Source organism: Olsenella profusa, from assembly GCF_016900315.1.
Taxonomy (GTDB): domain Bacteria; phylum Actinomycetota; class Coriobacteriia; order Coriobacteriales; family Atopobiaceae; genus Thermophilibacter; species Thermophilibacter profusus_A.
On record NZ_JACSNQ010000002.1, the window covers coordinates 1 to 24,390 of the forward strand.

Consider the following 24,390-nt stretch of genomic DNA (forward strand, 5'->3'; position numbering starts at 1 on the left):
GGCTGGGGCTGGACGGGGCTGGGCCGGCATGGGTCGGGCCGACCGGGGACGCAACCCCCGGCGAGGGCCGCGAGGCCACCCCGAGCGCCGGGGCCGCCGCCAGCTCCCCCAGCGGGACCGGGCGCACGGCGCCGCCCGCAAGCTCGAAGGCACACGTGGCGTAGTCAAGCATCGCGCGCGGGGCGTGCGTGGCCACCACCACGGTGAGCCCGAGCTCGCGGTTGGCACGGAAGAGCAGCGAGAGGAAGCCCTTCTCGGCAAGGGGGTCGAGCATCGCCGTGGGCTCGTCGAGCAGCAGCAGGCGGGGGCGCAGCGCGAGCGCGGCCGCAAGGGCGAGCGTCTGGCGCTGGCCGCCGGAGAGCTCGGCGGTACGCGCGCGGAACCACGGCTCGATGCCGAGGAAGTTGCAGGTCTCGGCCACGCGACGGCGCATCTCGCCCTCGTCCACGCCGAGGTTCTCCAGGCCGAAGGCCATCTCGTGCCAGACCGTGTCGCAGACGATCTGCGCGTCGGGGTCCTGGAAGACGTAGCCCACGGCGCGGGCGGAGGCCACGGGGCCGAGCGCGCGAGCGTCCTCGCCAAAGACGCGCACCGCACCCGCGAGCTCGCCCGCCGGGGCGATCTCGGGCTTGGCCAGGCGCAGAAGCGTCGACTTGCCGGAGCCCGTGGCACCAACGAGCAGCGCAAACGCACCCTGCGGCACCTCAAGGGAGGCATCGCGCAGCACGGGGGCGGGGCGCGGGGCGCCCTCCGGAACGGCATAGGAGAAGCTCACGCGCTCAAGGGAGAGAGCGGCCGGGCCGGGGCCGCTGGGAGGGACGCCCATCAGAGCCCCCTCTCCCGCACACGACCGGCCACCGCCACCAGCGTGGGAAGCACGGCGAGAAGCACCAACGGAACGTAGCACCACCAGGGCGCAAGGCCCGCCATGCGCGGGTAGAAGCGCCACGACGCGCAGGCCGTCCACGCGCCGACGGCCGCCAGCGCGATCAGCGCGCCAAGCGCCACGACGGCGGCCACGTCCGCGCGCCGAAGCCGCTCCGCCCGGTAGCAGGTGCGCCGGCACCCGGACTCCCAGCCGCGGGCGCGCATGGCGTCGGCGCGGTCGAGCGAGTCCTCGAGCGCCCAGCCCATGAGCAGCGTCGAGGTTCGCAGGAGCCCCTCCTTCCTGCCGGGGCGCGGGCCGGCGGCTGTGCAGGCGTCAAGCGCGGAGCGGACCGTGCGGGCCCGTCCGAGAAGCTGCGGGACGAGCTGCGCCGCCATGCCCGCCACCAGCGGCAGCGAGCGGGCGCGACGCCCGGCCAGAGCAAGGAGCCGGTCCTGGGTGAGCACCGCCGCGGCGTCCTCGAGCCACAGGACGCCGGCCACCATGAGCGCGCCCATCGTGGCACCGTAGGCGAGGCTCTCCGCGTAGACGCTGCGGGGGCCCAGCTTGAAGAGGAGCGTGGAGCCGGACGCCGAGAAGAGCGGGTTTGCCAGGCACACCAGCGCGAGCATCGGCAGCTGCCAGGCAAGGCCGCGCGCCGTGGCCCGCGCGCCGCGCGTCACGAGGGAGAACGCAAGCGCCCCGGTCAGCGAGACGCCCACGCTGACGGGCTGGACGGCCAGCATCGAGAGCGCGGTCGCGCCCGCAAGGCAGACGGCGGGCACGACCGCGTGGCAGGTCTCGAAGGGCACGGGACGGCCGACGGCCCGGCCAGGGGCCTGGCCGGCCGCGCCGTCGACGGTCCGGCTGTCCGCGCGCCCGGTCACGCTACTCCGAGACGAACTCGGTCACGTAGGTCCAGGTGACCACGTCGCCGGAGGAGAGCGTGTACTCGGAGCAGCCAACCTCGGCGGACTCGCCGTTGACCGAGTACATCCAGCCGCTCATGTCGCCGTGGTCGCCCGAGGCCAGGCCGTCGATGCCCTGGACGTACATGCCGTACTCGGAGTCCTGGGCGTTGACGTCGGCGCCGGTGGCCACCAGGGCGTCGTATGCGGTGGCGCCCTCGGGAAGCTCCACGTCGGAGGTGGTCTTCTCGCCGTCGGCGGCGGTGGCGTCGATCTCCACGGTCACGGAGAGGGCGGCCTGCTGCTCCTGGGGAGCGTCGGTGCCGGACGTCGCGTCACCGGTCGTGGCGGGCGCGGAGCCGCACGCGGCCACCGTCAGCGCAAGCGCAAGCGCCGCCATACCGGCGCCGAGCCGCGCGAGCAGGTTCTTCTCGATGTGGTTGTTTCCGGACATGTTTCCTCACTCTCTCCCGTTTCCGGGCGTCGGGAGGGCAAGGCAGGACAGGCGACCTGCGCGGTCGCCACCCTTGACACAGCCGTGTGCTGTTCCGGAGTCAAACCGGAATCCTTTTTTCATCTACTAGGCGTAGCAGCTCTTCGAACCGTGCCCTCTATGCTGTTGGGGGCACCAGTGTAGCAGCTTCGCGGGACCACGGACGGCGCGGCCTGGGCTTGGTGGGGGCTGCCGGAACCTGACCGGCGCACCTGGCGAGTGCACCTGGCGGGCGCGCCTGGTGACCGTGCTTTCGAGTGCACCTGGCCAGTACACTTGCGAGGTGCACCCCTCAAGTGCACCGACGACCCCGTCAAACAAGCGCCAAGTGCACCCAAAAGCCGGCAAAACGTGTCAGGTGCACCGGCCGGCGGGTGCACCTGGCGACGGACCGGGTGCACCTGGCGACGGACCGGGTGCACCAGGCCCGTCGCCAGGTGCACTTAACGACGGGCCGGGTGCACCTGGCGACAACCCGGGTGCACCCGGCATTCGCGCGGGGTCGGGCGAGAAGAACGTGCGCCCGCCCCCGCGCCGGTCCCGCTACAGCTCCCGAGCGAGCGCGTACGCGGCGGCCATCGCGTCCTTGATGTTGCCGGGCTTCTCGGCGTCGCCGATCACGTGGACGCTCGCACCCGCCGCGGCAAGCTCGTCGGCGAGCGTCGGGTCCGGACGGTAGCCCAGCGCCAGCACCATCGTGTCCGCCCCGGCGATCTCGTGCTTCTCGCCGTCCTTCTCGTAGCAGATCGTGTCCTCGGTGACATTGGTGACGCGGGCCTCCGTGAGCACGTGGACGCCCTTGGCGAGCATGCGGGTGATGAGGGCAGCGCGGCCGGCGGCACCCTCCGTTGGGTCCAGCGTGGGGCCCATCTCCACGAGCGTGACGTCGCGGTTGCCCTTGGCAAGGTCGTTCACCAGCGGCGCGAGGTAGTCGGCGACCTCGCAGCCCACCGAGCCACCGCCCACCACAACGATCCGCTTGCCCGGGAAGGCGCGGCCGGCCAGGATGTCGTCGGCGGTCACGGCCTGCTTGAAGGCGCCCGCCCAGGCCGGCACGATCGGCTCGGCGCCGGTGGCAAGGACCACCTCGTAGCCCGGGAAGTCGCGCCTCACGTCCTCGGCCGTGAGGCGCCGGTCCAGGCGCACCTCCACGCCCGCCTGCTCAAGCCGGCGTGCCTGGAACTTGATGACGCGCGCGAGGTCCTGCTTAGCGATGGGCACCGCGGCGATGCACATGGTGCCGCCCGGCTCGTCGGCCGCGTCCACGAGGACCACGTGGTGGCCGCGGCGCGCCGCAACGAAGGCCGCCTCCATGCCGGCGGGGCCCGCGCCGATCACGAGCACGTCGCGCTTCTCGGCCGCAGGCCCCTGGGCGCCGTCGTCGTGCTCAACGTCCGGGTTCACCGTGCAGGCGATGGGCTTGCCGAACATGATGCCCGTGAGGCAGCGCAGGCACCCTATGCAGGGTCGGATGTCGTCGGTCCGCCCCGCCGCGGCCTTGTTGCAGAACTCGGCGTCGCAGAGGTTGGCGCGGCCCATCATGCAGGCGTCGGCCACGCCCTCCTCGAGCAGCTCCTCGGCGATCCAGGCCTCGTTGATGCGGCCGACCGTGGCCACCGGAATGCTCACGCACGCCTTGATCTGGCGCGCGACCGCCGCGTGACTGCCCTGGCGCGTACCCGCCGCCGGGATGGCGCTGCCGCGCTTGATGGTGGTGCCGCCGGAGACGTGCAGCATGTCCACGCCGGCGCGCTCCAGCTCGCGGGCCACGTGGCACATGTCGGTGACGGTGAGGCCGCCGTCGGAGTACTCGTCGCCGGAGATGCGGACGTCGATGATGAAGTCGTCCCCGCAGCGCTCGCGCACCTCGCGGACCACCTCGAGCGTGAGGCGCAGGCGGGCGTCGATGTCGCCGCCGTACTCGTCGGTGCGCTTGTTGTAGAGCGGCGAGAGGAAGCCGCCGAGCAGGCCGTGGGCGTGGGCCGCGTGGATCTCGACGCCGTCGGTGCCGGCGCGCCTCATGCGCTCCGCAGCGTCGCCGAACTGCCGCACGAGCACCTTGAGCTCCTCGCGCGTGACGGGACGCGGCGCCTCGCGGGCATAGTAGGGCCCCACGTTTGACGGGGCGATCAGCTGCGGGGTTCCCGGCAGCGGGAAGGCCATGTAGGCGGGGTGGAAGAGCTGTGGCAGGAGCTTGGCCCCTCCCTCGTGGACGGCCGCGGCCAGCCGGGTCCAGCCCTCCACGTAGGAGTCGTCCGCCATGCACATGTCGCCGGGCAGGTAGACGTAGGTGGGCTCCACGGTCACGACCTCCGTGACGATGAGCCCCACCCCGCCGGCCGCGCGCGAGGCGTAGTGGTCGATCAGTGCGTCGGTCACGTAGCCGTGGTCGGCCAGGTTGGTGGAGACCGGCGGCATGAAGACGCGGTTGCGCACCTCCTGCGTGCCGACCTTGAGCGGCGAGAATAGCATCGGGTACTTCTCAGAGCTCGACGCGAGGTCCTTCGTGGTTGCCATGGCGGTTCCTCTCCGGGCACGACGGCCCAACCGGAGGTGCATTCTCCCCACCGTACCGCCAGGCCTGGTCACGGGCGGCGCCGATTGGGCGAGCGGTCGGCGGGAGGAGGCGGGTCGGCCAGGGCGGGCAGACGTGGGAGGAGGCGACAGGGTCGCAGCGGGGCGGGCGACAAGAACCGCGGGCTCGCAACGACGCCGCGCACCCCGACCCCTAGTGAGACTCCCCCACGAGCTTGAGGCCGACGACGCAGGCGACAAGCCCCGTCAGCAGCACGATCTTCGCCCACGAGAAGGGCTCCGAGCCCGTCGCCATGCCATAGGCCACCGTGATGGCCGCCCCGATGCCAACCCACACCGCATAGGCGGTCCCGATGGGAATGGTCTTCACGGCGTGGCTCAGGCCCAGCATGCTCACTACGAGCGCCGCGAGAAAGACAATCGACGGGAGGGGCCTCGTGAACCCCTCAGCACGGTCGAGCGCCACCGCCCACACGGCCTCCATCGCGCCCGACACAACCAGAACGACCCAGTCCATGACAGCCTCCCTGACCGTTGACTCCCGTGGACGCGTCCCGCGCGTCCACCCAACGCGCCGTCTTTGCGAACCTGGTACGGCTGCCCTCGTCAGGGACCCGGATGGGCCAGCTGCAGTGTAGCACTGCGCGTCGCGAGGAACGCCGGTCGCGTCCGACCGGTCGCGTCCGACCGCACCGGCCCCGTCGTGGCCGCCCGCACCAGTTCTGCCGTGGCTGCCCGCACCTACGCCCGCAACCCACACCTTGCGACGTCCTCAAAGGGCGCTTATGGATTCGCTTGGGAGCCGTCCCGCCGGCTGAAGGGGCTTGATGGCCTGCCGGGCATACTAAGATCGACGTCTCCGACCCGAAAGGATCGCCGTGCCAACCGCCCTTCTCCTCATCGTCATTGGTTTTGTCCTGCTCATCGTTGGTGCCGACGCGCTCGTCGAGGGTGCCCGTCGCATCGCGGCGCGCCTCGGCGTGCCCGATCGCGTGGCCGGCCTCACCATCGTGGCCATCGGCACCTCCCTGCCCGAGCTCGTGGTGAGCGTGACCTCGGCCGTAGGCGGGCACGCGGAGATGGCCTTTGGGAACGTGGTGGGAAGTTGCCTCGCCAACCTGCTGCTCATCCTGGGCCTCTCCGCCGTCGTGGCGCCCATCGCACTCTCCCGGGACACCCAACGCTTTGAGATTCCCGTAAGCGTGGCCGCCTGCGGGCTGCTCGCGCTTCTCGCCAACACGGACGGCCAGGTCACGGCGTCGGAGGGCGCGGTCCTGCTCGCCGCCTTTGTCGCCTTCCTGGCACGCACCGTCACCGTGGGGCTGCACGAGGGAGCCGGAGAGAAGGGCGAGGCCGCGGGGGACGGCGGCTCGGGGGCCGGGGCGGTCGCACTCGACCTGGCGCGCATCGTCGTTGGCGCCGTGATGCTCAAGTTCGGCGCCGACCTCGTGGTGGACAACGCCACCCTCATCGCCGCTGGGGCGGGCGTCTCCGAGCGCGTCATCGGGATCACGGTCGTGGCGCTGGGCACGTGCCTGCCCGAGCTCGTCACGAGCGTAGTGGCCGCGCTGCGCGGCAACTCCGACATCGCCGTGGGAAACGTCGTGGGCTCCAACATCTCCAACCTGCTGCTCGTGATGGGCGCGCCCGCGCTCTTCTCGGCGGTTCCCTACGACGCCGCCTACAACCTCGACCTCGTCCTTCTCGCCGTGTTCTCGCTCGCCCTGGTGGGGTTTGCCTTCATCGGGCGACGCCACGAGATGAGCCGCGCGAACGGCGTGGCCTTCGTCGTGCTCTACGTGGCGTACGTAGCGGTCTCCGTGCTTCGGTAGCCGCGAGGCACGCGGGCGCCCGGCGGGTGCACTTGGCGGGCGTGTCTGGCGCACGTTGCAAGCGCCGTTGGCACTCTGGGTGCACCTGACGGGTGCACTCGAGGAGTGCACCAGCTAAGTGCACCCGTCAGGTGCACCCGCACATTGCTCGATTTGCCGTTAAGTGCACCGAAAACGGGCTTTTTGTCGTCAAGTGCACCCGGATGGGAGTGCACTTGACGGGTACACCTAAGTAGGAAGTGCACTTGAGCGACGGGTACACCCAAGCGGGGGTACGCCTGAGCGGGGGTACGCCTGAGCGGCAGGCGCACTTGAACCGCGGGTACACCTAAGCCGCAGGCGCGCCTGAGCCCCGCGCGCGGCCCTACGCCCCGTAGCTCGCCTCGACCTCGCGGATGCGCTCGTAGAGCCAGCGGTTGGTGGGAACGAGGATGCCGTGCTTCTCGGCGCGACGGATCACGGTGCCCGCGAACTCCTCGACCTCGGTGGGCTTCTCGTTGATGCGGTCCTGCGCCATCGAGGGCATGCCGTCCGACTCCAGGGAGGCGATGAGCTCGGCCATCTGCGCGAGGTCGGCCTCGGTCACGTCGACGCCCTCGGCGCGCGCCACGGCCAGCGCCTCGCGCATGGCGGCCACGAAGCAGCGGTTCTGCTCGCCGGGCTCGCTCGCCGAGCCGTACGTGCCGCCAAACGCCATGCAGGTCTGGTTGATCCCCACGTTGAGCATCAGCTTCACCCACATGCGACGGCGGATGTCGGCCTCCACCACGTGCGGGATGCCTGCGCGCTCGTAGAGGTCGGCCACAGCCTCGACCACGCCCGGCTCCGTGCCCTCGGCCGCGCCGAAGCGGATCTCGCCGGGGTGCGTGTAGGTCATGTCCGTCCCGATGAACACCGCGTCCATGCCCTGCGCCACGGAGAGCACCGTGTGCCCCCAGCCAAAGCGCTCGGCGATGCGCTCCTCGCTCGTGATGCCGTTGACCAGCGAGGCTATGGCCGTCCCCGGGCCCACCAGGCGCTCCATCGTGTCGAGCGCCGCAGCCATCCCCGGCGCCTTGATCGCAAGGATGACCAGGTCGACAGGGGTGGCGTCGCGCGCCGCGATCGTGCGGACGCGACAGGGCTCGCCGTTGATCGTCACGACCTCGCCCTCGTGGCGGGCGTAGCGCGCGTCGTCCATCACGAACTCGACGGCGTCGGGCCCCAGGTTCTTCTCGATGAGGCTGCCGTAGAGCAGGCCCACCGCCCCGCGTCCGATGATCGCAACCCGCTCGATGGCCATTTCGTCTCCCCTCGCCGACAACGACGGCATTGTACCGCGCGCGGCGCGCGGCCTCGCTCAGCGCTTCTCCACAAACTCTTCGCTTACGAGACCGCCGGGCTTCGTGATACGGTCGGAGGCACCCCGCACATACGGACCACCAGGCGTCGCCGCGCGAAACGGCGCGCCTTTTTTATGCGCGGGCGAGAAGGACCGCGGGAAGCGGGAGCCGTCGAGAAAGGTAAGCGTTTCATGCCCCAGAACAAGCGAGAGAGCCTCATCTTCACCGTCATCATGTGCTTCTGCATGGTGCTCTGGATGTCCGTCTACAACGTCGCGCGCGTGCACGGCTGGTCGTTTGGTCTGGACGTCGTCGCCGAGGCGTGGCTGGGCTTCCCGCCGGCCTACGTGGTCGCGATGCTCCTTGACGTGCTCGTGGCGAGCCGCTTTGCCAAGTGGTTTGCGTTCCGCTTCCTCGTGACGCCGGGTAAGAGCTCCAAGACCGCCATCACGCTGGCCATCTCCACCATGATGGTGTTCCCGATGGTGCTCTTCATGTCGCTTTACGGCGCACTCGAGGCTGCCACGCACACCGGGGAGATCGCCGCCGTGCCGATGATGTGGCTCACCAACATCCCGTTCAACTTCGTGGCCGCGCTGCCGTGGAACCTGATCATCGCCGGGCCCTTCTCGCGCTGGCTCTTCCGCCGCGTCTTCCCCGAGGGCACCGTGCTGGAGACCCCGGCCAAGGTCAAGACGGCATAGCGAGAAGAACGTCGGCTCGTGGCCGCCGTCGGCGCAAGGGGCGCCGGTGGCGGCCTTTTTTTGATACGAAGGCGCCACGAGGGGACGGCGGGACAGTCCCCTCGTATCATTCATCTCATGATGCGGAGAGACGCCTCTTCGCATCAAGCGCAAGCGTCACGCCTGCGAGCAGCATCGCCACAAGCGAGAGCCCGGCGCCCACGAGCCCCACGAGCGGCAGCCCCGGCCCCGACACCACGGCGCCGCCCACGGCCGTCCCAAAGGCGATCCCGCAGTTGAACGACATCGGCTCGAGCGAGCTCGCCAGCGTGAGGGCCTTGGGGTGGCGCCGCCGCGCGGCCCGCATGAAGTCGCTGATGCACGGGACCGAGACCACGTACATCGTGACGCCCACGAGCAGCACCGGCACGAGCGCGGCCGGCACGGCGGGGCCCACCAGGTAGAGCGCGAGCAAGACCGCGGCCTGCACGGGAAACGACACGAGCAGGGCCCGCAGCCCAAAGCGAGCGTCCGCCCAGCCGGAGAGCAGGTTGGAGAAGAAGCACGCCACGCCGTAGGCCATGAGCACGGCGCTCGCCGCGGCCGGACTCAGGCCCAGCACCTCCTCGAGGTAGGGCGTGACGTAGCCGTAGAACACGTAGACCGACCCCACGCCAAAGACGAAGATCGCCATGCCGGTGAGGACCTGCGGCTCCGCGAGGAGCGCCACCTGCTCGCACACGGTCGCCGGCTCGTCCGTGGCGCCGGAGCGCGGCAGCACGAGCTGCAGCGCGGCGCTCACGAGCACGGAGAACGCCAGGGTCACGAGCATGGCGGCGTGCCACCCCAGCGCGTCGGCGATCATCTTGCCGGCCGAGGTGGCAAGCACCATGGCCACGGAAAAGGCCGCGTACACCACCGAGATGGTCACGGAGGTGCGCTCCACGCCCACGAGTTCGGGAATGAAGGTCACCCCCACGGCCAGAAGCGCGCCCGAAACCGCACCGAGCAGGACGCGCGCGGCGAGAAGGACCTCGAAGCCCGGGGCGAACGCCATCGCCGCGTTGGCCAGCACGAAGACCGCCGAGTAGACGGCGAGCAGCGTGTAGCGGCGAAGCCGGCCCGTGGTGACGGCGAGCACGGGCGTGCAGACGGCGTAGGCGACGGAGAAGAAGCTAATGAGCTCGCCCACGCGTGCGAGGCTCACGTCAAAGGCCCGGGAGAGCTCCGGCTCGATCCCGATGACAACGAACTCGGAGCAGCCGAGCGAGAAGCCCAGGGCCACGAGCAGCGCCACGCAGGCGAGCGTGCGCGCCCGCGACATCGCTCCCAACCCGTTCTTCTCGCTCATGCGCACCTCCGTAATCGACGTTCAGGCCGATGCGCATTGTACTCAAAAGGGGACGGTCCCCTGCCCGGTCATGGTCTCCTGGCGAGAAGGACCCGCGCGCTGGTCGGGCGGGCCGCCGGCGGCGGGCGCCTGGCCGCGCGCCCGTCCGCGACCGGCTGCCAGGCGCCCGCCCACAGCCGGCGCACAAGCGACGCTCGGGCAGCCGGAGGCACGCTCCCTTTTCTGAGGATCGGGGGCACGCCCCCAAATCCGTCACGCGGAGAAGAACGACGCGTCGGCCGCGCGCCACGGACGCAGGTGCGCCGGGTCCATGGTGGTGTGCGCGTGCGCGGGAACGTCCGGCCACTTGACGGTGTGGCCCGCGCCGTGGCTGCAGAAGACGGAGTCCGGCGTGTTGGGGAGGTCGGCCTCAGGGTCGTAGGCGGCAGCGGCGACCACGGCGTCCGCGTCGTGGCACTCCCGGTAGCCCGCGAGCTCCAGCGAGAGCCGGCCGCGCCCGCCCGTGTAGCGCGCCACCTCGAGCGCGTACTCCCCCACCTCGGAGGCGGGCACCTCGCCCGCCACCTCGGCCTCATCGCCGCACGCGGCCGGGGCGTCAAAGGAGGCGGCCATGCGCGTGAGGTCCGCGAGGGCGCGGCCCACCCGCTCGGCCGGCACCACGAGCCTGAAGCGGTACCACGGCTCGAGCAGCAGGCAGTCGCCCTTCTCGCGGGCGCACATGAGGGCCTGGCGAACCGCACGATACGTGGCCTGGCGGAAGTCCCCGCCCTCGGTGTGCTTGGCGTGGGCGCGACCGGCGAGCAGCGTCACCCGCACGTCGGTGAGCGGCGCGCCCGTGAGCACGCCCAGGTGGTCGCGCTCCATTGCGTTGGTGAGAATGAGCCGCTGCCAGTTGAGGTCGAGCTCGTCGGTGGGGCAGCGCGTACCAAGCTCCACGCCCGCGCCGCGCGGCAGGGGCTCCAGCAGCAGGCGCACCTCGGCGTAGTGGCGCAGCGGCTCGAAGTGCCCCACGCCCTCCGCCGGCGCACGCAGGGTCTCCCTGTAGAGGATCCCGCCCGGCCCGAAGGTGACGTCGATGCCGTGGCGCTCACGCAGGAGCTCGGCCACCACGTCCTGCTGGACCTCGCCCATGAGCTGGACGTGCACCTCCTGGAGCTGCTCCTGCCACGTCACGCCAAGCAGGGGGTCCTCGTCGGCAAGCTCCCGCAGCGCCCGGACCAGGGCGGTCACGTCCGTGCCCGGCGCAGGGATCACCTGGTAGGAGAGCACGGGCGCAAGCGCCGGCCGCTCGCCGGCAGGCTCCGCGCCCAGGGCGCTGCCGGGCACCACGTGGGTGAGGCCCGTCACCGCGCAGACGCCCCCGGCGGCGACCTCGGCGACGGTCTGGTAGCTCGCCCCCTGGTAGAGGCGCACCTCGTTGACCTTCTCCTGCCAGCTGACGCCCCGATCGCTGCCGGAGAGCTGCGCCTTGGCGCACAGGACGCCTCCCGTAACCTTGAGCCAGGCGAGCCGCTCGCCGCGCGTCGAGCGGCTCACGCGAAAGACGCGCGCCGCGAACTCGGCGGGCCACGTGTGCTCCGGCACCAGCTCGGCCAGGGCGTCCAGCAGCTCGGACACGCCCTCCCCGCGCAGCGGCGCGCCAAAGAGCACGGGGTGGATCAGGCGCGCCTGAAAGAGCCGGGAGAGGGTGGCCGGGACGAGCGCGCCCGTGTCCAGGTACTCCTCGAGCGCGGCCTCGTCGCTTGCGGCCGCCTCCTCCGTGGCCGCGGGGTCTCCCGCCCGCAGCGCGTCAGCGTCAAGGCAGCCCGGCGAGAGCCGCGCGCGCAGCTCGGCGAGAAGAGCCTCCCGCCCCGGGTTCTCCAGGTCGCACTTGCTCACGAAGACGAGCGTGGGCACGCCGCGCTGACGAAGCAGCTCCCAGAGGGTCTCGGTGTGGCCCTGGACGCCGTCGTTGGCGCCCACCACCAGGATGGCCAGGTCAAGCGCGGCGAGCGTGCGCTCGGCCTCGGCGGAGAAGTCCACATGGCCGGGCGCGTCCACCAGCGTGACGCGCGCCCCGCCCCACTCGAGCGTCGCCACGGACGAGAAGATCGTGATGCCGCGCTCTCGCTCCATCGCGTCGGTGTCCAGGTGGGACTCGCCACGGTCCACGCGGCCGGCGGAACGGATGGCCCCGGCGCGCGCGAGCAGGGCCTCCGCGAGCGTGGTCTTGCCCGCGTCAACGTGTGCCAGAAGCCCCACGACCGCCTGTCTCACCCGAGCCTCCCCTCGCGTCTCCGCCTTGCGTCCTCGCCTCGCACCGCCGCCTTGCGCCCTCGATGCTAGCAAAGCGGCGAGAGCATGCCGGGCGGGCTGAGGTCCTTCTCGGCACTGACCGCTACCGGGCTGCTGTCGGTGGCGCGTTAAGAATCGGGGCATCTTTGGCTTCGATGGGCTTAAGATGGGCCAATTCCTAACCCGGAGAGGCCAAAACCCGCTAAGATGCGCCGATTCTTAACGCGCCACCGACAGAGGCTGCGGCAGGGCGCCGCTGACAGAGCCCACAGCAGGGCGCCGCCAACAGAGGCCGCAGTAGGACGTCGCCGATGGAGACTGCCGGTAGAGTTCACAGTAGAGCGTCGCAGGCAGAGGTCGCGACGGAACGCCACAGACAGAGACGGTGACGCGCGTCGGCAGAGCACAACGGAGCCGTTGACCAACGCCAACAAACGTACCGTTTGACCCCGCCGCGCCGTCATGGTACACTGAGCGCAGGCCGAGCGGGGCATGGGGCCTCGCAGCGCGGGTGGCGCCGCCATCGGACCGAGAGAGGCACGGGAAGCGTGGGCATTCGCTAGACATCCATCCTGAGAAACCGCACGCCACGGAAGGCAGGCAGCGCAACGGGCACCCCCACCGCGCCGTCTGTCAGAGAAGAGATGTCACATGCCCCAGAACCTGATGCTCTCCGGCGTCACGTACGCCTATCCCTGCTCGCCCGAACCCATCCTCGACAACGTGACTGTGACCTTCCCCCCGGGCTGGACCGCCCTCATGGGAGACAACGGCTGCGGCAAGACCACGCTCGCAAAGATTGCCTGCGCCCTCCTCGAGCCTGGCGCCGGGTCCGTCACGCATGGGCTCGTGTGCGCCTACGTCGCCCAGGACGCCGACGAGCCGCCCGAGGCGCTCTCCGACTTCGCCCTCGACTACGGTCGGGATGCCCGAAGGCTGCGCGACGCCTTCCGCCTGACTGATGACATGCCCTGGCGCTTCTCCGAGCTCTCCTTCGGCGAGCGCAAGAAGCTGCAGGTGGCGGTTGCCCTCTGGCGGCGCCCGGACGTGCTCGTGGCAGACGAGCCCACCAACCACCTCGACGCTGACGCCCGCGCCGAGCTCGCCGCGGCGCTCGCGGACTTTGGCGGCATCGGGATCCTCGTCTCGCACGACCGCGACCTCGTTGACGCACTCGCCACCCGCTGCGTCTCCTTCGAGCCCAAGGGCCTCGTCGTGAGGCCCGGGGGCTACACCGCCGCGCACGCCCAGGCGGAGCTCGAGCGCGCCGGCGTGGCCGACGAGCGCCGCAACGCCCGTCGCGAGCTCGCGCGCCTGTCCGCCGAGAAGGACGCCCGGGCCCACGAGGCGGCGCGAGCCGACGTCCTGCGCAGCAAGGGGCGCGTCGACCCCAAGGACCACGACGCCAAGTTCCGCATCAACCGCGCGCGCTTCACCGGAAAGGACGGGCACGCCGGGCGCGTCTCCGCCCAGATGGACGCCCACCTCGCCGCCGCCCGCGAGCGCCTGGACGCGGCGCGCACGCACAAGCGCTACGACGGCGACCTCTGGCTCGGCGCCGAGCCCGCGCGCCGCCGCACGGTACTCCACGTGCCCGCGACGACCATCCCGTGCGGGCCGGACGCCACGCTCCAGGTCCCCGAGCTCTGGGTGGGCAACACCGACCACGTGGGCGTCGTCGGGCCCAACGGCGCCGGAAAGTCGACCCTCCTCGCCCACCTGCGCGTCCTTCTCGCCCAAGGCGCGGCGGGGCTCGGCGTGCTCGACATCCCGCAGGAGCTCGCCGTCGGGGAGCGCGACGCCGCGGTGCGACGCATTGCCAGCCTCGGCCCCACAGAGCGAGGGCGGGTGCTCTCCGCCGTGGCGCAGCTTAACTCGGAGCCCGACCGCGTGCTCGAGGGCGGGCGCACGAGCCCCGGCGAGCTCCGTAAGCTGCTGCTCGCCGAGGGGGCGCTGCGGCGGCCGGCGCTCATCCTCATGGACGAGCCCACCAACCACCTGGACCTCCACTCCACCGAGGCCCTCGAGCGCGCGCTCACCGCCTGGCCGGGGGCGCTCGTGCTCGTGAGCCACGACCGCCGGTTCCTCTCCGCCTGCACCACGCGAACCTGGGAGGTGCGCGACGGCCGCGTCCGGGAGGCGTAGGATGGGCGGAGGGTCCAGGGAAGCTCCGTGGAAGGGAGCCGCACGATGACGGGAAGAGACGCGCTGCTGCACGACCTCATGCTGCGGATGGTCGACTTTGACCGCGGCGACCCGCGGCGCATCCACCACCTCCTCAAGGTGCACAGCCTAGCCCGCACGATCGGGCTCGGCGAAGGCATAGCGGACCCGGCCCTCCTCACGCTGGAGGCCGCCGCCATCGTGCACGACGTCGGCATCCACCCGGCGGAGGAGAAGTACGGCCGCTGCGACGGGCGCCTCCAGGAGCAGGAGGGGCCGGCCCCCGCGCGCGAGCTGCTCGCCGCGGCGGGCTTTGCGCCCGACGTCACCGAGCGCGTGGCCTGGCTCGTGGGGCACCACCACAGCTACGCGTCGATCACCGATCCCGACCACCAGGCGCTCGTGGAGGCAGACCTCCTCGTGAACCTCTACGAGGACGACGCCAGCGAGAAGGCCGTCCGGGCGGCCGGGGAGCGCGTCTTCCGCACGGCCACCGGCACGCGCCTCCTGCACGCGATGTACGGCCTAGACGCATAGCCGGGCCGCGCCCGGTCCACGCACCCGCCCCAACGCCCTGACACGTTGCTCGCGGCAGGGTACGTACACCCCCTGCGTAGGGTACGTACACTTCCCGACGTCCTTCTCGCCGGGCTGTCCGACGTTTCCGCAGGTAGACGAGTTGGCGAGAAGGACGTCGGGGCCTCGGCGGTGTACGTACCCTACGCGGGGGGGTGTACGTACCCTACGCAGGGGCGCACGCGCGGCCAAGCGGGACCGCCCACCGCCGCCCCACGCCGCCGCCCTCGACCCCCGCCCGCAACACGGCCGTCCTCTACCGGCAACAAGCCCGTCAGACGTGCGCAACACGGACGCCGTAGGCTAGCTCGGGGGGCTGTGCCCCAAGCAACCAGAGGGAGTCGCCATGATCGAAACCACCGCAGAGCGCCTTGCGGAGAGCCTCGTCACCACCAGCAGGCAATCAACCGCGAGCTCGCGCGCAACGGCGTGCGCTTTGGCGTCTACAAGGACGGCGAGTACCACGACCGCCTCTTCCCCTACGACCCCATCCCGCGCATCATCGCCTCCGACGAGTACGACCGCCTCAAGGCCGGGCTGCGCCAGCGCGTGGACGCGCTCAACGCCTACCTGCGCGACGTCTACTCCGACAAGCGCATCGTCCACGACGGCGTGGTGCCCGAGGAGTTCGTCTACACCTCGCCGGGCTACCTGCCGCAGGTCAACGGCGTGACCCCGCCCGCCGGCATCTTCGCCCACATCGCGGGCGAGGACCTCGTCCAGGGCGCAGACGGCCGCTGGTGGGTGCTCGAGGACAACCTGCGCATCCCCTCCGGCGCGAGCTACCCGCTCTTCGTGCGCGACATCGAGCGCCACACCGACCCGCGCCTCTTCCGCGACCACAGCATCCGCGACAACCGCGACTACCCGCGGCTGCTCCGCAAGACCATGGACTTCGTCTCCACGCAGGGCATCGCCGTGATCCTCTCGCCGGGGCGCTACAACTCGGCCTTCTCCGAGCACGCCTATCTGGCCGAGAAGACCGGCGCCACCCTGGCCTTCCCCGACGACCTCGAGGTCGTGGACAACCAGGTCTTCCTGCGCGACTACGCCGGACGCCACCACCGCGTGGGCGTGGTCTACCGGCGCCTGTCCGACGAGTACCTCGACCCCTTCGCCTTCAACCCCGACTCGCTCATCGGCGTGCCCGGGATCCTCGCCGCCTACCGCGCCGGCAACGTGGCCATCGTCAACGCGCCCGGCAACGGCGCCGCCGAAGACAAGGGCATCTACTACTTCGTGCCCGAGATGGTCCGCTACTACCTCCACGAGGAGCCCATCCTCCAGAACGCCCCCACCTACCTGCCCTTCTTCGAGAAGGACCGGCGCGAGGCGCTGAGCCGCCTCGGCGAGCTCGTGATCAAGGACGTCTCCGAGGCCGGCGGCTACGGCGTGGTCTTCGGCTCTTCCCTCGGCGCGACTGAGCGCGCCGAGCGCATCGAGGCCGAGCCGCGCCGCTTCATCGCGCAGGAGGTCATCGACTTCCGCGACATCGACGTCGTGGACCCGGCCAGCGGCGAGCGCGTCCCGCGCAAGTGCGACCTGCGCGCCTTCGTGCTCACCGGCAAGCACACCCACGTCTGGTACTCCGGCCTCACGCGCTGCTCGTTCGTCGAGGGCCAGATGATCGTCAACTCCTCGCAGGGCGGCGGCTTCAAGGACACCTGGGTGCTCTCCCCGGAGGACGACGCGCAGGCGGCGGCCGCACCGGCCGGCGGCACCCCAGGCAGCGGCGCCACGCCCGGCGAGAAGGACGTCGAGAAGGACGCGCGCGCCGCGGACCGTAGCGAGAGCGCCACGCCGAGCCTCTTCCCCGAGGAGTCCCTGCGCACCCGCCCGCACGCGCTCTCCCTCGTGACGGCCTCGAAGTCCGAGAACCTCTACTGGTTGGGCCGCTACACCGAGCGCGTCTACACGACGCTCGCCTTCTTCTACCCCTACTGCGACCGCATGCTCGACGCCGGGCCGGAGGCCTTCCGCCCTCTTGCCCACGCGCTCGACCTGCCCGAGGACTTCGAGGACGTCGACGCATTCGTCCACAGCCTACTCTACGACACGGGCAACCCCGGCTCGGTGAGCAGCGCGCTCACGGCTGCGTTCAACAACGCGACCATCCTGCGCCCGGAGCTCGGCACGCGCCTGCTGCAGTACCTCGAGCTCGCGATGGCCAACCTCGACGAGGCGATCCGCCTCTCCCCGGCCGCCGGCGACTTCTTCGACCACCGAAACATCGCCGACGACCTGCTCGCCTTCTGGGGCGGCATCGAGAACTCGCCGGCCGACCCCGCCTTCAAGGCGCTGCTGCTCCTGGGCAAGTACATCGAGCGCATCGACCTCTACACGCGCTTCTCGCTGCCGGCGGACCTGCTGGACGCTCCGCTGCGCAAGCTCGCGAGCTACTCCACGGCCCTCGCCCGGGCGCCGCTGCCCGAGTGCGTGGCCGCCGGCATGCGCCTGCTCGCCGAGGAGCTGCCCGGCCGCGGCTACCCCACGGCGGACGACCGGCTCTGCGAGATCCTCGCCTCCCCCTCCGGCGCGGGCGCCCCGACCGCGTGAGGGCGGCGGCCCATGATCCGCAGCCCGCGCATCGCCGCCCTCGGGCGCCCCGACCGCGTGAGGGCGGCGGGGGCGCGCCGGCAGGGTGGCATGATGTCCCTACCACCTTACGAGTCGAATCCGGGACGGGGGTCCGCGTTAAGAAGCTCGCGTTTGACTACGAGATGAGGCTGACCTTCGACGGGCCGGTGACCGAGCACCGCTTCCAGCTGCGCTGCGTACCGGCCACACGGGCACGCCAGCAGGTGGTCGACGTCAAGCTGGAGGTCGACCCACCGTGCCACCTCGACATGCAGGTCGACTCGTTCTCCTCGGTGGTCGCCACCGGCTACCTGCCGAACCCGCACGACCACTTCTCCTACGCCGTCACGGGCATCGCCTTCGTGGACGTGGCCAACGCCAAGTCGAACCCAGTAAAGCCCCTCTACCGCTTTGACACGCCGCTCACCACGCCCGGCCCGGCCGTAAGCGCGCTCGTCGAGGCCTGCCGCGCACGGATCGCCGCGCTCGGCGAGGGGGCGAGCGTCGTGGCTCGGGCGAGCGAGGTCATGCACGAGGTGTACGCGGCCTTTGCCTACACGCCCGGCTCCACCACCGTGGAGACCACCGCCGAGCAGGCCCTTGCGCAGGGGCGCGGCGTCTGCCAGGACTACGCGCACGTGATGCTGGCCGTCTGCCGCCACGTGGGGCTCACGGCGCGCTACATCGCCGGCATGCTCGACGGCGAGGGCGCCACGCACGCCTGGGTGGAGGTCTACGACGAGCGTGGCGTGTGGGTGGGCCTGGACCCCACGCACGACCGGCCGGCCGGGGACTCCTACATCGTGATTGGCCACGGGCGCGACTACCGCGACACCAAGATCGACATCGGGCTCTTCTCGGGCGCCTACGTCAACCAGACCCAGTGGGTCAACGCCTCGGTCCACGAGGTCGAACTCTAGACGAGAAGAACGCTGCCCTGACGGCATTTGCGCAGCTCTTGTGCAGGTTCTTCTCGCCGGATCCCCCGCACCCTGTGGTTAAGTAACGCTCTTTTATCTAGTTTCCTCTTAGGAATGCTATACTTAACCTAACAGGACACACGGAGGACCCATGCCGGATTTCATCAGGGCGCGAAGCGCCGAGCAGAAGGAACAGCGCCTCGACCAGATCAAGGACGTCGCACGGCGGCAGTTCTCCGAGCACCCCTACCACGAGATCACGCTCTCGACCATCGCCGACGAGCTCGGATGGTCGCGCGCCAACCTCTACAAGTACGTGCGCACCAAGGAGGAGATCTTCCTGCTGCTCTCCTCGGACGAGTGCGTCTCCTACTACCAGGCGCTGCTCGCCGCGCTGCCCGAGGGCTGCGGCCTGGCGCCCGAGGTGGTGGCCGAGGTCTGGGCCGGGATCGCCAACGCCCACCGCGACTACTTCCGCCTGGGCGACCTGCTCTTCACCATCGTGGAGACCAACGTCACGCTGGCCAGGCTCGTGGAGTACAAGCGCTGCTACTACGACATGGTCAGCGCGATGGCCGAGCGCCTGCCCAAGATCCTGCCGATCGACGCCGACCGCGTGAGCTGGCTGCTGGAGACCGCCTACCACCACGCGGTGGGCCTCACAGGCACCTGCGCGAGCAATCCACTCGTGGCGCAGGCCCTCGACGAGCTGGGCGTGGAGCGGCCCGTGGTGGACTTCCGCGCCGAGATGAGTGACTTTATCGGGATGTGCCTCGCCCACTGCGCGCGCTGACCGGCCGGGACAAGGGCGCCTGGACCCAGCCGACGGCTGCTTCCGGACCTTCGACCAGGCTGTCTCCTACCACCGTTTCGCCGTCGTCAGCCGCCTTCTCGAGCGCGCGGTGCGTGGTGCCGTTCTTGTTGGTGCCCCCATTGACCATGACGCGTTCATGGCGTCGCCTCCCCTCCTTGTCTTAAATCCACCAGAGACAGAGGCGAGAAGAACCGTGGCGCAGGTAGAATGACGTTCAGGAAAGCGTGAGAGGGGCTCCCATGAAGCACATCCTCGTCGTCCGGGGCGGTGGGCGGCCGCACGGCAACACCGCGCAGCTCGTTGACGCCTTTGCCGAGGGCGCGCGCGAGGCGGGCCACGACGTCGAGATAGTCTCGCTTGCACAGAGCCGGGTGAACGGCTGCCTGGGCTGCAACGCGTGCCGCTACGGCAAGCCCTGCGTGCAGAGGGACGCCTTCAACGAGCTGGCGCCCAAGGTACGCTCGGCAGATCTTCTCGCCCTGGCGAGCCCCCTCTACTTCTGGACCATATCCTCGCAGCTCAAGGCCTTCATCGAGCGCTTCTACTGCCTTGCCGAGGAGGACCCGCACCCGCCGCTCGGCCGCTACGAGCGCTATCCGGTCCACAGCTCGGCGCTGCTCATGACCTCGGCGGACGACTATTTCTGGACCTTTGACCAGGCGGTCTCCTACTATCGCTTCACCATGGTCAACTACATCGGCTGCCGCGACCGCGGGACGTACCTTGCCGGCGGCTGCGGGGACACCAACGGCCGTCCGCGCATCGCCGAGACGGACCACCTCAGACGTGCGCGGGAGTTCGGCCGCAGCGTTCTTCTCGACGACGAGGGGGAGGCGCTCCGATGAGGCTGCGGTACTGGGTGGTGGACGCCTTTGCCGAGCGGCCGCTCACGGGCAACCCAGCCGGCGTCTGCGTGCTGGGGGACTGGCTCGACGACGGGCTCATGTGCGCGATAGCCGCCGAGAACCGCCTCTCGGAGACCGCCTTCTGCGTGCGCCGCGACGACGGGACCTACGACCTGCGCTGGTTCACGCCGCGCGCGGAGATCGACCTCTGCGGGCACGCGACCTTCGGTACCGCCTACGTGCTCTTTCGCACTGGCGAGAAGAACGCGGACGAGATCGTCTTTCACGCCCCGATGGCGGGGCACCGGCTCGTCTGCCGGCGCGTGGGGGACCGCACCGAGATGGACTTCCCACGCATCGTCCCCACGCCCGCACCGCCCGAGCTTGCGGGACCCGTCGCAGCTGCCTGCGGGGCGGAGCCGACGGAGCTGCTCGTCACGGAGCGCGACGTGGTCGCCGTCTTTGCCGATGAGGCGACGGTGCGTGACCTGCGGCCTGACACGGCGGCCGTGGAGCGCCTCGAGCACGGGCTCTCGCTCTACGTGACCGCGCCTGCCGCGGGCTATGACTACGTGGCCCGCGCCTTCTGGCCCAAGCTCGGCATCCCGGAGGACCCGGTCTGCGGGTCCATGCAGTCGGCTCTTGTCCCGTACTGGTCTGGCCGGCTCGGCCGCGCGGAGCTCACCTGCTTCGAGCCCTCCGAGCGCACGGGCACGGTGTGGTGCCGCGACTGCGGGGACTCCGTTCGCATCTCCGGCCACGGGGCGCTCTACCTGGAGGGGACGATCGAGGTCGGCTGAGGCGCCCTGGGGGCTACGCGCCGGCAGCTATCCGGCGCTCCTCCACCACAGAGACCGAGACGCCCTCGCGCTCCGCGGGCGTCCCCGCGAGGAATGCCCCCTTGCCCTTACAGGTAGAGCTCGCAGCCTTTGCGCTCGGAGCAGGCCTTGCGGAGGGCGAGGCCCGCGGCCTTGAGCAGGGCGCCGCTGACCTTGCGGGCCCCCTGCGGGCACTCGCTCACGCAGCGCATGCAGCCGATGCAGCGCTCGGGGTCGGTCTTGCGCGGGCTGGCCGGGTCGATCGCCTGCGCGGGGCAGCGGCGCGCGCAGAGGCCGCACGCCACGCAGGAGGAGTCTCCCTTGGGCACCATCGCCGAGCCGCCGGCCTGCTTGTACGGGCGGTTGCCCGGGACGCCCGTCGGCGCCGCGTCGGCGTTCTGGCCCGCGAGCTTCTCGGCGATTCGGCGCGCAAAGCCCTCGAGCTCGGCACGGTCGGCGCTGTCCGGCCGGCCCGTGGCGTACTGATGCAGAATCGAGTGCTCGGCCACCGCCGCCACGGCCGCGACCTCGTGGAACCCCGCCGCGCTCGCAACGTCCTCAAGCTCGACGAGCGTGTCCTCGTAGGCGCGGTTGCCGTACACGCACACGAGCACCGCGCGGGCCCCGTGCCCGCGCACCTGCGCGAGGCGCTCCGCCGCAAGCGCCGGCACGCGCCCGCCGTACGAGGGCACGGCAATGACGACCAGGTCCTCCTCGTCCAGGTGCACCGAGGAGAAGCCGGCGGTCGGGCTGGTAAGGTCAACCCGCTCCGCCGGCTTCCCGAGCGCGCCCGCTATGATGTCCGCAACGCGCTGTGTGCCGCCCGTCGGACTAAAAACAATCTGAACAACCTGCATGCCAAGCCCCTCTCCACGACGTCACCTAATTTCATTGTTTCCGTCGCACGGGGCCGTCAGACGCACGGTTCCAAATTCACTCGCCAAATCGCCGCCGGTCGAGCGTGCGCAGCAGGGTCGCCGGCACATCCCGGGCCGCAGCCCCTAGTCCGCCGGGGTGAAGGCGGAGAGGGCCGCCTCCTGCTCCTCGAGGCCGAGCGTGAAGTAGCGCTGCCCCCGGTCGAGCGCGCGAACCTGTGCCATCTCCTCGTCGGTGAGCTCGAAGTCAAAGATGTCGATGTTGTCGGCCATGTGCGCGGGGTTGGTGGTCTTGGGGAAGACGATCGTGCCCTCCTGGATGTGCCAGCGCAGAATCACCTGAGCCGGGCTCTTGCCGTACTTCTCGCCCAGCTTTGAGAAGAGCGGCTCGGCAAGAAGCCCCGCGTCGCCGTGGCCCAGCGGGTACCAGGCCTCGAGCACCGTCCCGTACGGGGCCAGGTGCTTCTTGAGCTCCCCCTGCTGGTAGTAGGGGTGGCACTCCACCTGCAGTACGGACGGCTTGATCGTGGCGGCACCAAGCACCTCCTCCAGACGGTCGCTCTCGAAGTTGGAGAGGCCGATCGAGCGGACCTTGCCGGCCGCAACGGCGCGCTCCATGTCGCGCCAGGCGCCGAGGTAGTCACCGAACTGCTGGTGAAGGAGCACCAGGTCAATGTGGTCGGTTCCCAGGCGGCGAGCATCTTGTCGATGGCCTCCGCCGTGACGCCCTCGCCGTACTCGCTCGGCCAGAGCTTGGAGGTAATCCACACCTCGTCGCGCGGGACGCCGCTCTCGCGGACCGCCTTGCCCACGCTGCGCTCGTTCTGGTAGGCGTGGGCGGTGTCGATGTGACGATACCCCAGGTCAAGGGCGGTGCGCACCGCGGTCTCGGTCTCCGTGCCCTCGGGCACCATGTACACCCCCAAGCCAAACTGCGGAATCTTGTTGCCGTCGTTCAGGGTGACGTAGGTCTGCTCGCTCATGGCGCGCTCCTTTCCCGAGCTCCTTCTCAGCCTCATTTAACGGCGAGAAGAACCTCAGGTCGATGGGCACTTCTGACGCAGGGGTGGCATATGCGCCTCTTTGGCCAAAAGCGGCGCATATGGGGCCCGCGCCGCCGTATGTCAGGCGAGAAACCCGTCGAGCGCGGCAAGTCCTGCGGAAAGGCGCTCCGTATGGTGCTGCATGTGGTTGCCGGGGCCGACCGTGACGTCGACCGCGCAGCCGCGCCCGCGCAGGATTTCCGCGCACGCCTCCATGTCGTCCTGTACCGTGCGCATGACGGGCGGGCCGGCCTTGCGCTCCTTCTTTCCTATCGAGAAGTACACATAGCGGCCGGCGCCCTCTAGGGGCAGGCCCCGCAGATGGTCGACCCAGCCCGGATACCAGAGCGATCCCGAGAGACACGCGCAGGCGGAGAAGTACGAGCTCTGCGCGAACGCGTACAGCGAGAAGAGCCCACCGAGCGAGTAGCCACAGACGGCGCGTCGCGCGGGGGAGAGCTCGTGGCGTGCCTCGACCTGTGGAATCGTCTCCTCAGTGAGCTCGCGCAGCGTGGACGCGGCGTTGCCGCCGAAGTCGGGCTCTCCCGGTCGCAGCCCCGGCGCGGGCCACGGCGTCAGGCTGTCGTCCCAGTTGCGCACCGGCACGCGCACGACCGTCGCGGAAAGGCCCTGTGCCGCAGCCACCACGTCGAACGGGTGCTCCGGCAAGTCGACCACGTAGATTGCCGGGGCCGCGGGACCGGCGGTACCCAAGAACAGCTCGAGGTTCTTCTCGTCAACGTATGTCATCGCGCACCTCCCCCACGCGCCAGCCCGTGCATCCCGCCCAGCACGAGCGTACAGGCGATGTCGGCCAGGCGCTCGGGTGCGAGGGGCTTGCCGTCGGCCACCCAGCGCCGGTAGAGCGTGAGCGGCACCGTCTGGACGAACGTGACCAGCAGGCTCGCCTCGCCCTCGGGAACGCCCGAGAAGGCCGACTCGTCAAAGCGGCGCGACGCGAGCACGCCCTCGGTCATGGCGCGCTGGATGCGCGCGAGCGAGGGGTCGCAGGTGATGCGCTCGTAGACCTCGTCCTGCCCGCAGGAGAACAGGACGAACTCGTGGGTGATGGCCTCGGTGTCCTCGGGCACGCGCAGGTCGCGCGTCCGCGCGAGGTAGGCGTCGCGATACGTCCCCTGTAGCTCGGCAAGCAGGTAGTCGAGCGTCTCGTAGTAGCGGTAGAACGTCTTCTTGTTGATGCGCGCCCGCTCGCAGAGCTCGCGTACCGTGATCTTCTCATAGGGCTTCTCAAGCAGCAGCTGCTTGAAGGTCTCCTGTATGGCGCCCACGGTCTTCTGCACGCGCAGGTCCTCTGTGCCGGTGAGTACCACGGAAGCCCCCCCTCTCTCTACCTTGCCGACATGATACGCCGGCGGTTCGGCAGCGTCTTTGGAAGAAGGCCGGCCATCCTCGGGGGGCGTTCCGTCAGCTTCCTGTAAGGCCTGCGTCATGGACGCGGGCGCGCCGCGCGAGGCGGGTATCTTGAGACCAGACAC

At 70.4% G+C, this 24,390-nt stretch carries 20 protein-coding genes, 1 pseudogene and 1 riboswitch; of the genes and pseudogenes, 9 read left to right on the forward strand and 12 right to left on the reverse strand.

The window, feature by feature from the left end; genetic code table 11:
- From H9X80_RS01185 to H9X80_RS01205, 5 genes are all read right to left on the reverse strand, one after another.
- On the reverse strand, positions 1–826 hold an 826-nt coding region (locus H9X80_RS01185; RefSeq protein ID WP_204792533.1), incomplete at its 3' end, for an energy-coupling factor ABC transporter ATP-binding protein.
- Positions 826–1,752 carry an energy-coupling factor transporter transmembrane component T family protein gene (locus H9X80_RS01190; RefSeq protein ID WP_204792534.1) on the reverse strand — a complete coding sequence of 309 codons (927 nt, stop codon included), beginning with the start codon at positions 1,750–1,752 and terminating at the stop codon, positions 826–828. The genes H9X80_RS01185 and H9X80_RS01190, both read right to left, overlap by 1 nt.
- Before the next feature lies 1 nt (position 1,753).
- Entirely contained in the window at positions 1,754–2,227 is a 474-nt protein-coding gene (locus H9X80_RS01195; RefSeq protein ID WP_204792535.1) for a DUF4430 domain-containing protein, read from the reverse strand.
- Positions 2,228–2,809: 582 nt separating this feature from the next.
- Positions 2,810–4,783: an FAD-dependent oxidoreductase gene (locus tag H9X80_RS01200; protein ID WP_204792536.1), complete on the reverse strand. Its 1,974-nt coding sequence runs from the start codon at positions 4,781–4,783 to the stop codon at positions 2,810–2,812.
- Between the two features lie 211 nt (positions 4,784–4,994).
- A complete protein-coding gene (locus H9X80_RS01205) occupies positions 4,995–5,318 on the reverse strand; it encodes a DMT family transporter (RefSeq protein WP_204792537.1) in 324 nt (107 codons plus the stop codon).
- Between the two features lie 51 nt (positions 5,319–5,369).
- Positions 5,370–5,431: riboswitch (guanidine-III (ykkC-III) riboswitch) on the reverse strand.
- Positions 5,432–5,679: 248 nt separating this feature from the next.
- On the opposite strand from H9X80_RS01205, the gene H9X80_RS01210 reads away from it, so the two are divergent.
- Positions 5,680–6,633 (forward strand): calcium/sodium antiporter, encoded by a 954-nt coding sequence (locus H9X80_RS01210; RefSeq protein WP_204792538.1) that lies wholly within the window; start codon positions 5,680–5,682, stop codon positions 6,631–6,633.
- 364 nt (positions 6,634–6,997) lie between these two features.
- Here H9X80_RS01210 and H9X80_RS01215 read toward each other — a convergent pair whose 3' ends face one another.
- Positions 6,998–7,915, reverse strand: a complete 918-nt coding sequence (locus tag H9X80_RS01215) for a ketopantoate reductase family protein (protein ID WP_204792539.1) — start codon at positions 7,913–7,915, stop codon at positions 6,998–7,000.
- Between the two features lie 231 nt (positions 7,916–8,146).
- Between H9X80_RS01215 and H9X80_RS01220 the strand changes: the two genes are divergently transcribed.
- Positions 8,147–8,659: a DUF2798 domain-containing protein gene (locus H9X80_RS01220; protein WP_204792540.1), complete on the forward strand. Its 513-nt coding sequence runs from the start codon at positions 8,147–8,149 to the stop codon at positions 8,657–8,659.
- 115 nt (positions 8,660–8,774) lie between these two features.
- Here the strand turns inward: H9X80_RS01220 and H9X80_RS01225 are convergent, their stop codons facing one another.
- Together H9X80_RS01225 and H9X80_RS01230 are read right to left on the reverse strand one after the other, a co-directional pair.
- The gene (locus H9X80_RS01225) at positions 8,775–9,989 is read right to left on the reverse strand and encodes an MFS transporter (protein WP_204792541.1); all 1,215 of its coding nucleotides are present in this window, start codon (positions 9,987–9,989) and stop codon (positions 8,775–8,777) included.
- A 252-nt stretch (positions 9,990–10,241) separates the two neighbouring features.
- On the reverse strand, positions 10,242–12,245 hold the full coding sequence (locus H9X80_RS01230; RefSeq protein WP_342590843.1) for a translation factor GTPase family protein: 2,004 nt from the start codon (positions 12,243–12,245) through the stop codon (positions 10,242–10,244).
- 669 nt (positions 12,246–12,914) lie between these two features.
- On the opposite strand from H9X80_RS01230, the gene H9X80_RS01235 reads away from it, so the two are divergent.
- From H9X80_RS01235 to H9X80_RS01265, 7 genes are all read left to right on the forward strand, one after another.
- Entirely contained in the window at positions 12,915–14,408 is a 1,494-nt protein-coding gene (locus H9X80_RS01235; RefSeq protein ID WP_204792543.1) for an ATP-binding cassette domain-containing protein, read from the forward strand.
- A gap of 45 nt (positions 14,409–14,453) precedes the next feature.
- On the forward strand, positions 14,454–14,963 hold the full coding sequence (locus tag H9X80_RS01240) for an HD domain-containing protein (RefSeq protein WP_204792544.1): 510 nt from the start codon (positions 14,454–14,456) through the stop codon (positions 14,961–14,963).
- Positions 14,964–15,431: 468 nt separating this feature from the next.
- Entirely contained in the window at positions 15,432–17,558 is a 2,127-nt protein-coding gene (locus tag H9X80_RS01245) for a circularly permuted type 2 ATP-grasp protein (RefSeq protein ID WP_342590844.1), read from the forward strand.
- A gap of 164 nt (positions 17,559–17,722) precedes the next feature.
- Positions 17,723–18,499: a transglutaminase family protein gene (locus H9X80_RS01250; RefSeq protein ID WP_204792546.1), complete on the forward strand. Its 777-nt coding sequence runs from the start codon at positions 17,723–17,725 to the stop codon at positions 18,497–18,499.
- Between the two features lie 151 nt (positions 18,500–18,650).
- Positions 18,651–19,292 carry a TetR family transcriptional regulator gene (locus tag H9X80_RS01255; protein WP_204792547.1) on the forward strand — a complete coding sequence of 214 codons (642 nt, stop codon included), beginning with the start codon at positions 18,651–18,653 and terminating at the stop codon, positions 19,290–19,292.
- 260 nt (positions 19,293–19,552) lie between these two features.
- Positions 19,553–20,158 carry a flavodoxin family protein gene (locus tag H9X80_RS01260; protein ID WP_204792548.1) on the forward strand — a complete coding sequence of 202 codons (606 nt, stop codon included), beginning with the start codon at positions 19,553–19,555 and terminating at the stop codon, positions 20,156–20,158.
- Positions 20,155–20,958 (forward strand): PhzF family phenazine biosynthesis protein, encoded by an 804-nt coding sequence (locus H9X80_RS01265; protein ID WP_204792549.1) that lies wholly within the window; start codon positions 20,155–20,157, stop codon positions 20,956–20,958. Before H9X80_RS01260 ends, H9X80_RS01265 begins: the two co-directional genes overlap by 4 nt.
- 107 nt (positions 20,959–21,065) lie before the next feature.
- On the opposite strand, the gene H9X80_RS01270 is transcribed toward H9X80_RS01265, so the two are convergent.
- The 4 genes and pseudogenes from H9X80_RS01270 to H9X80_RS01290 all read right to left on the reverse strand — a co-directional run bounded on the left by H9X80_RS01270 (position 21,066) and on the right by H9X80_RS01290 (position 24,225).
- Positions 21,066–21,833 carry a 4Fe-4S binding protein gene (locus H9X80_RS01270; RefSeq protein ID WP_204792550.1) on the reverse strand — a complete coding sequence of 256 codons (768 nt, stop codon included), beginning with the start codon at positions 21,831–21,833 and terminating at the stop codon, positions 21,066–21,068.
- Between the two features lie 144 nt (positions 21,834–21,977).
- Positions 21,978–22,870 (reverse strand): annotated as a pseudogene (locus H9X80_RS01275) (aldo/keto reductase).
- Between the two features lie 105 nt (positions 22,871–22,975).
- Positions 22,976–23,644, reverse strand: a complete 669-nt coding sequence (locus H9X80_RS01285; protein WP_204792552.1) for an alpha/beta hydrolase — start codon at positions 23,642–23,644, stop codon at positions 22,976–22,978.
- Positions 23,641–24,225, reverse strand: coding sequence for a TetR family transcriptional regulator (locus tag H9X80_RS01290; RefSeq protein WP_204792553.1), 585 nt, complete (start codon positions 24,223–24,225; stop codon positions 23,641–23,643). Before H9X80_RS01290 ends, H9X80_RS01285 begins: the two co-directional genes overlap by 4 nt.
- Between the last annotated feature and the right edge of the window lie 165 nt (positions 24,226–24,390).

Excerpts from the sequence above, each read along its gene's own strand:
- H9X80_RS01260 (WP_204792548.1), top strand. The coding sequence starts at position 19,553 with ATGAAGCACATCCTCGTCGTCCGGGGCGGTGGGCGGCCGCACGGCAAC.
- H9X80_RS01225 (WP_204792541.1), bottom strand. The coding sequence starts at position 9,989 with ATGAGCGAGAAGAACGGGTTGGGAGCGATGTCGCGGGCGCGCACGCTC.
- H9X80_RS01215 (WP_204792539.1), bottom strand. The coding sequence starts at position 7,915 with ATGGCCATCGAGCGGGTTGCGATCATCGGACGCGGGGCGGTGGGCCTG.
- H9X80_RS01205 (WP_204792537.1), bottom strand. The coding sequence starts at position 5,318 with ATGGACTGGGTCGTTCTGGTTGTGTCGGGCGCGATGGAGGCCGTGTGG.
- H9X80_RS01255 (WP_204792547.1), top strand. The coding sequence starts at position 18,651 with ATGCCGGATTTCATCAGGGCGCGAAGCGCCGAGCAGAAGGAACAGCGC.
- H9X80_RS01220 (WP_204792540.1), top strand. The coding sequence starts at position 8,147 with ATGCCCCAGAACAAGCGAGAGAGCCTCATCTTCACCGTCATCATGTGC.
- H9X80_RS01250 (WP_204792546.1), top strand. The coding sequence starts at position 17,723 with ATGAGGCTGACCTTCGACGGGCCGGTGACCGAGCACCGCTTCCAGCTG.
- H9X80_RS01265 (WP_204792549.1), top strand. The coding sequence starts at position 20,155 with ATGAGGCTGCGGTACTGGGTGGTGGACGCCTTTGCCGAGCGGCCGCTC.
- H9X80_RS01240 (WP_204792544.1), top strand. The coding sequence starts at position 14,454 with ATGACGGGAAGAGACGCGCTGCTGCACGACCTCATGCTGCGGATGGTC.
- H9X80_RS01235 (WP_204792543.1), top strand. The coding sequence starts at position 12,915 with ATGCCCCAGAACCTGATGCTCTCCGGCGTCACGTACGCCTATCCCTGC.
- H9X80_RS01200 (WP_204792536.1), bottom strand. The coding sequence starts at position 4,783 with ATGGCAACCACGAAGGACCTCGCGTCGAGCTCTGAGAAGTACCCGATG.
- H9X80_RS01285 (WP_204792552.1), bottom strand. The coding sequence starts at position 23,644 with ATGACATACGTTGACGAGAAGAACCTCGAGCTGTTCTTGGGTACCGCC.
- H9X80_RS01195 (WP_204792535.1), bottom strand. The coding sequence starts at position 2,227 with ATGTCCGGAAACAACCACATCGAGAAGAACCTGCTCGCGCGGCTCGGC.
- H9X80_RS01270 (WP_204792550.1), bottom strand. The coding sequence starts at position 21,833 with ATGCAGGTTGTTCAGATTGTTTTTAGTCCGACGGGCGGCACACAGCGC.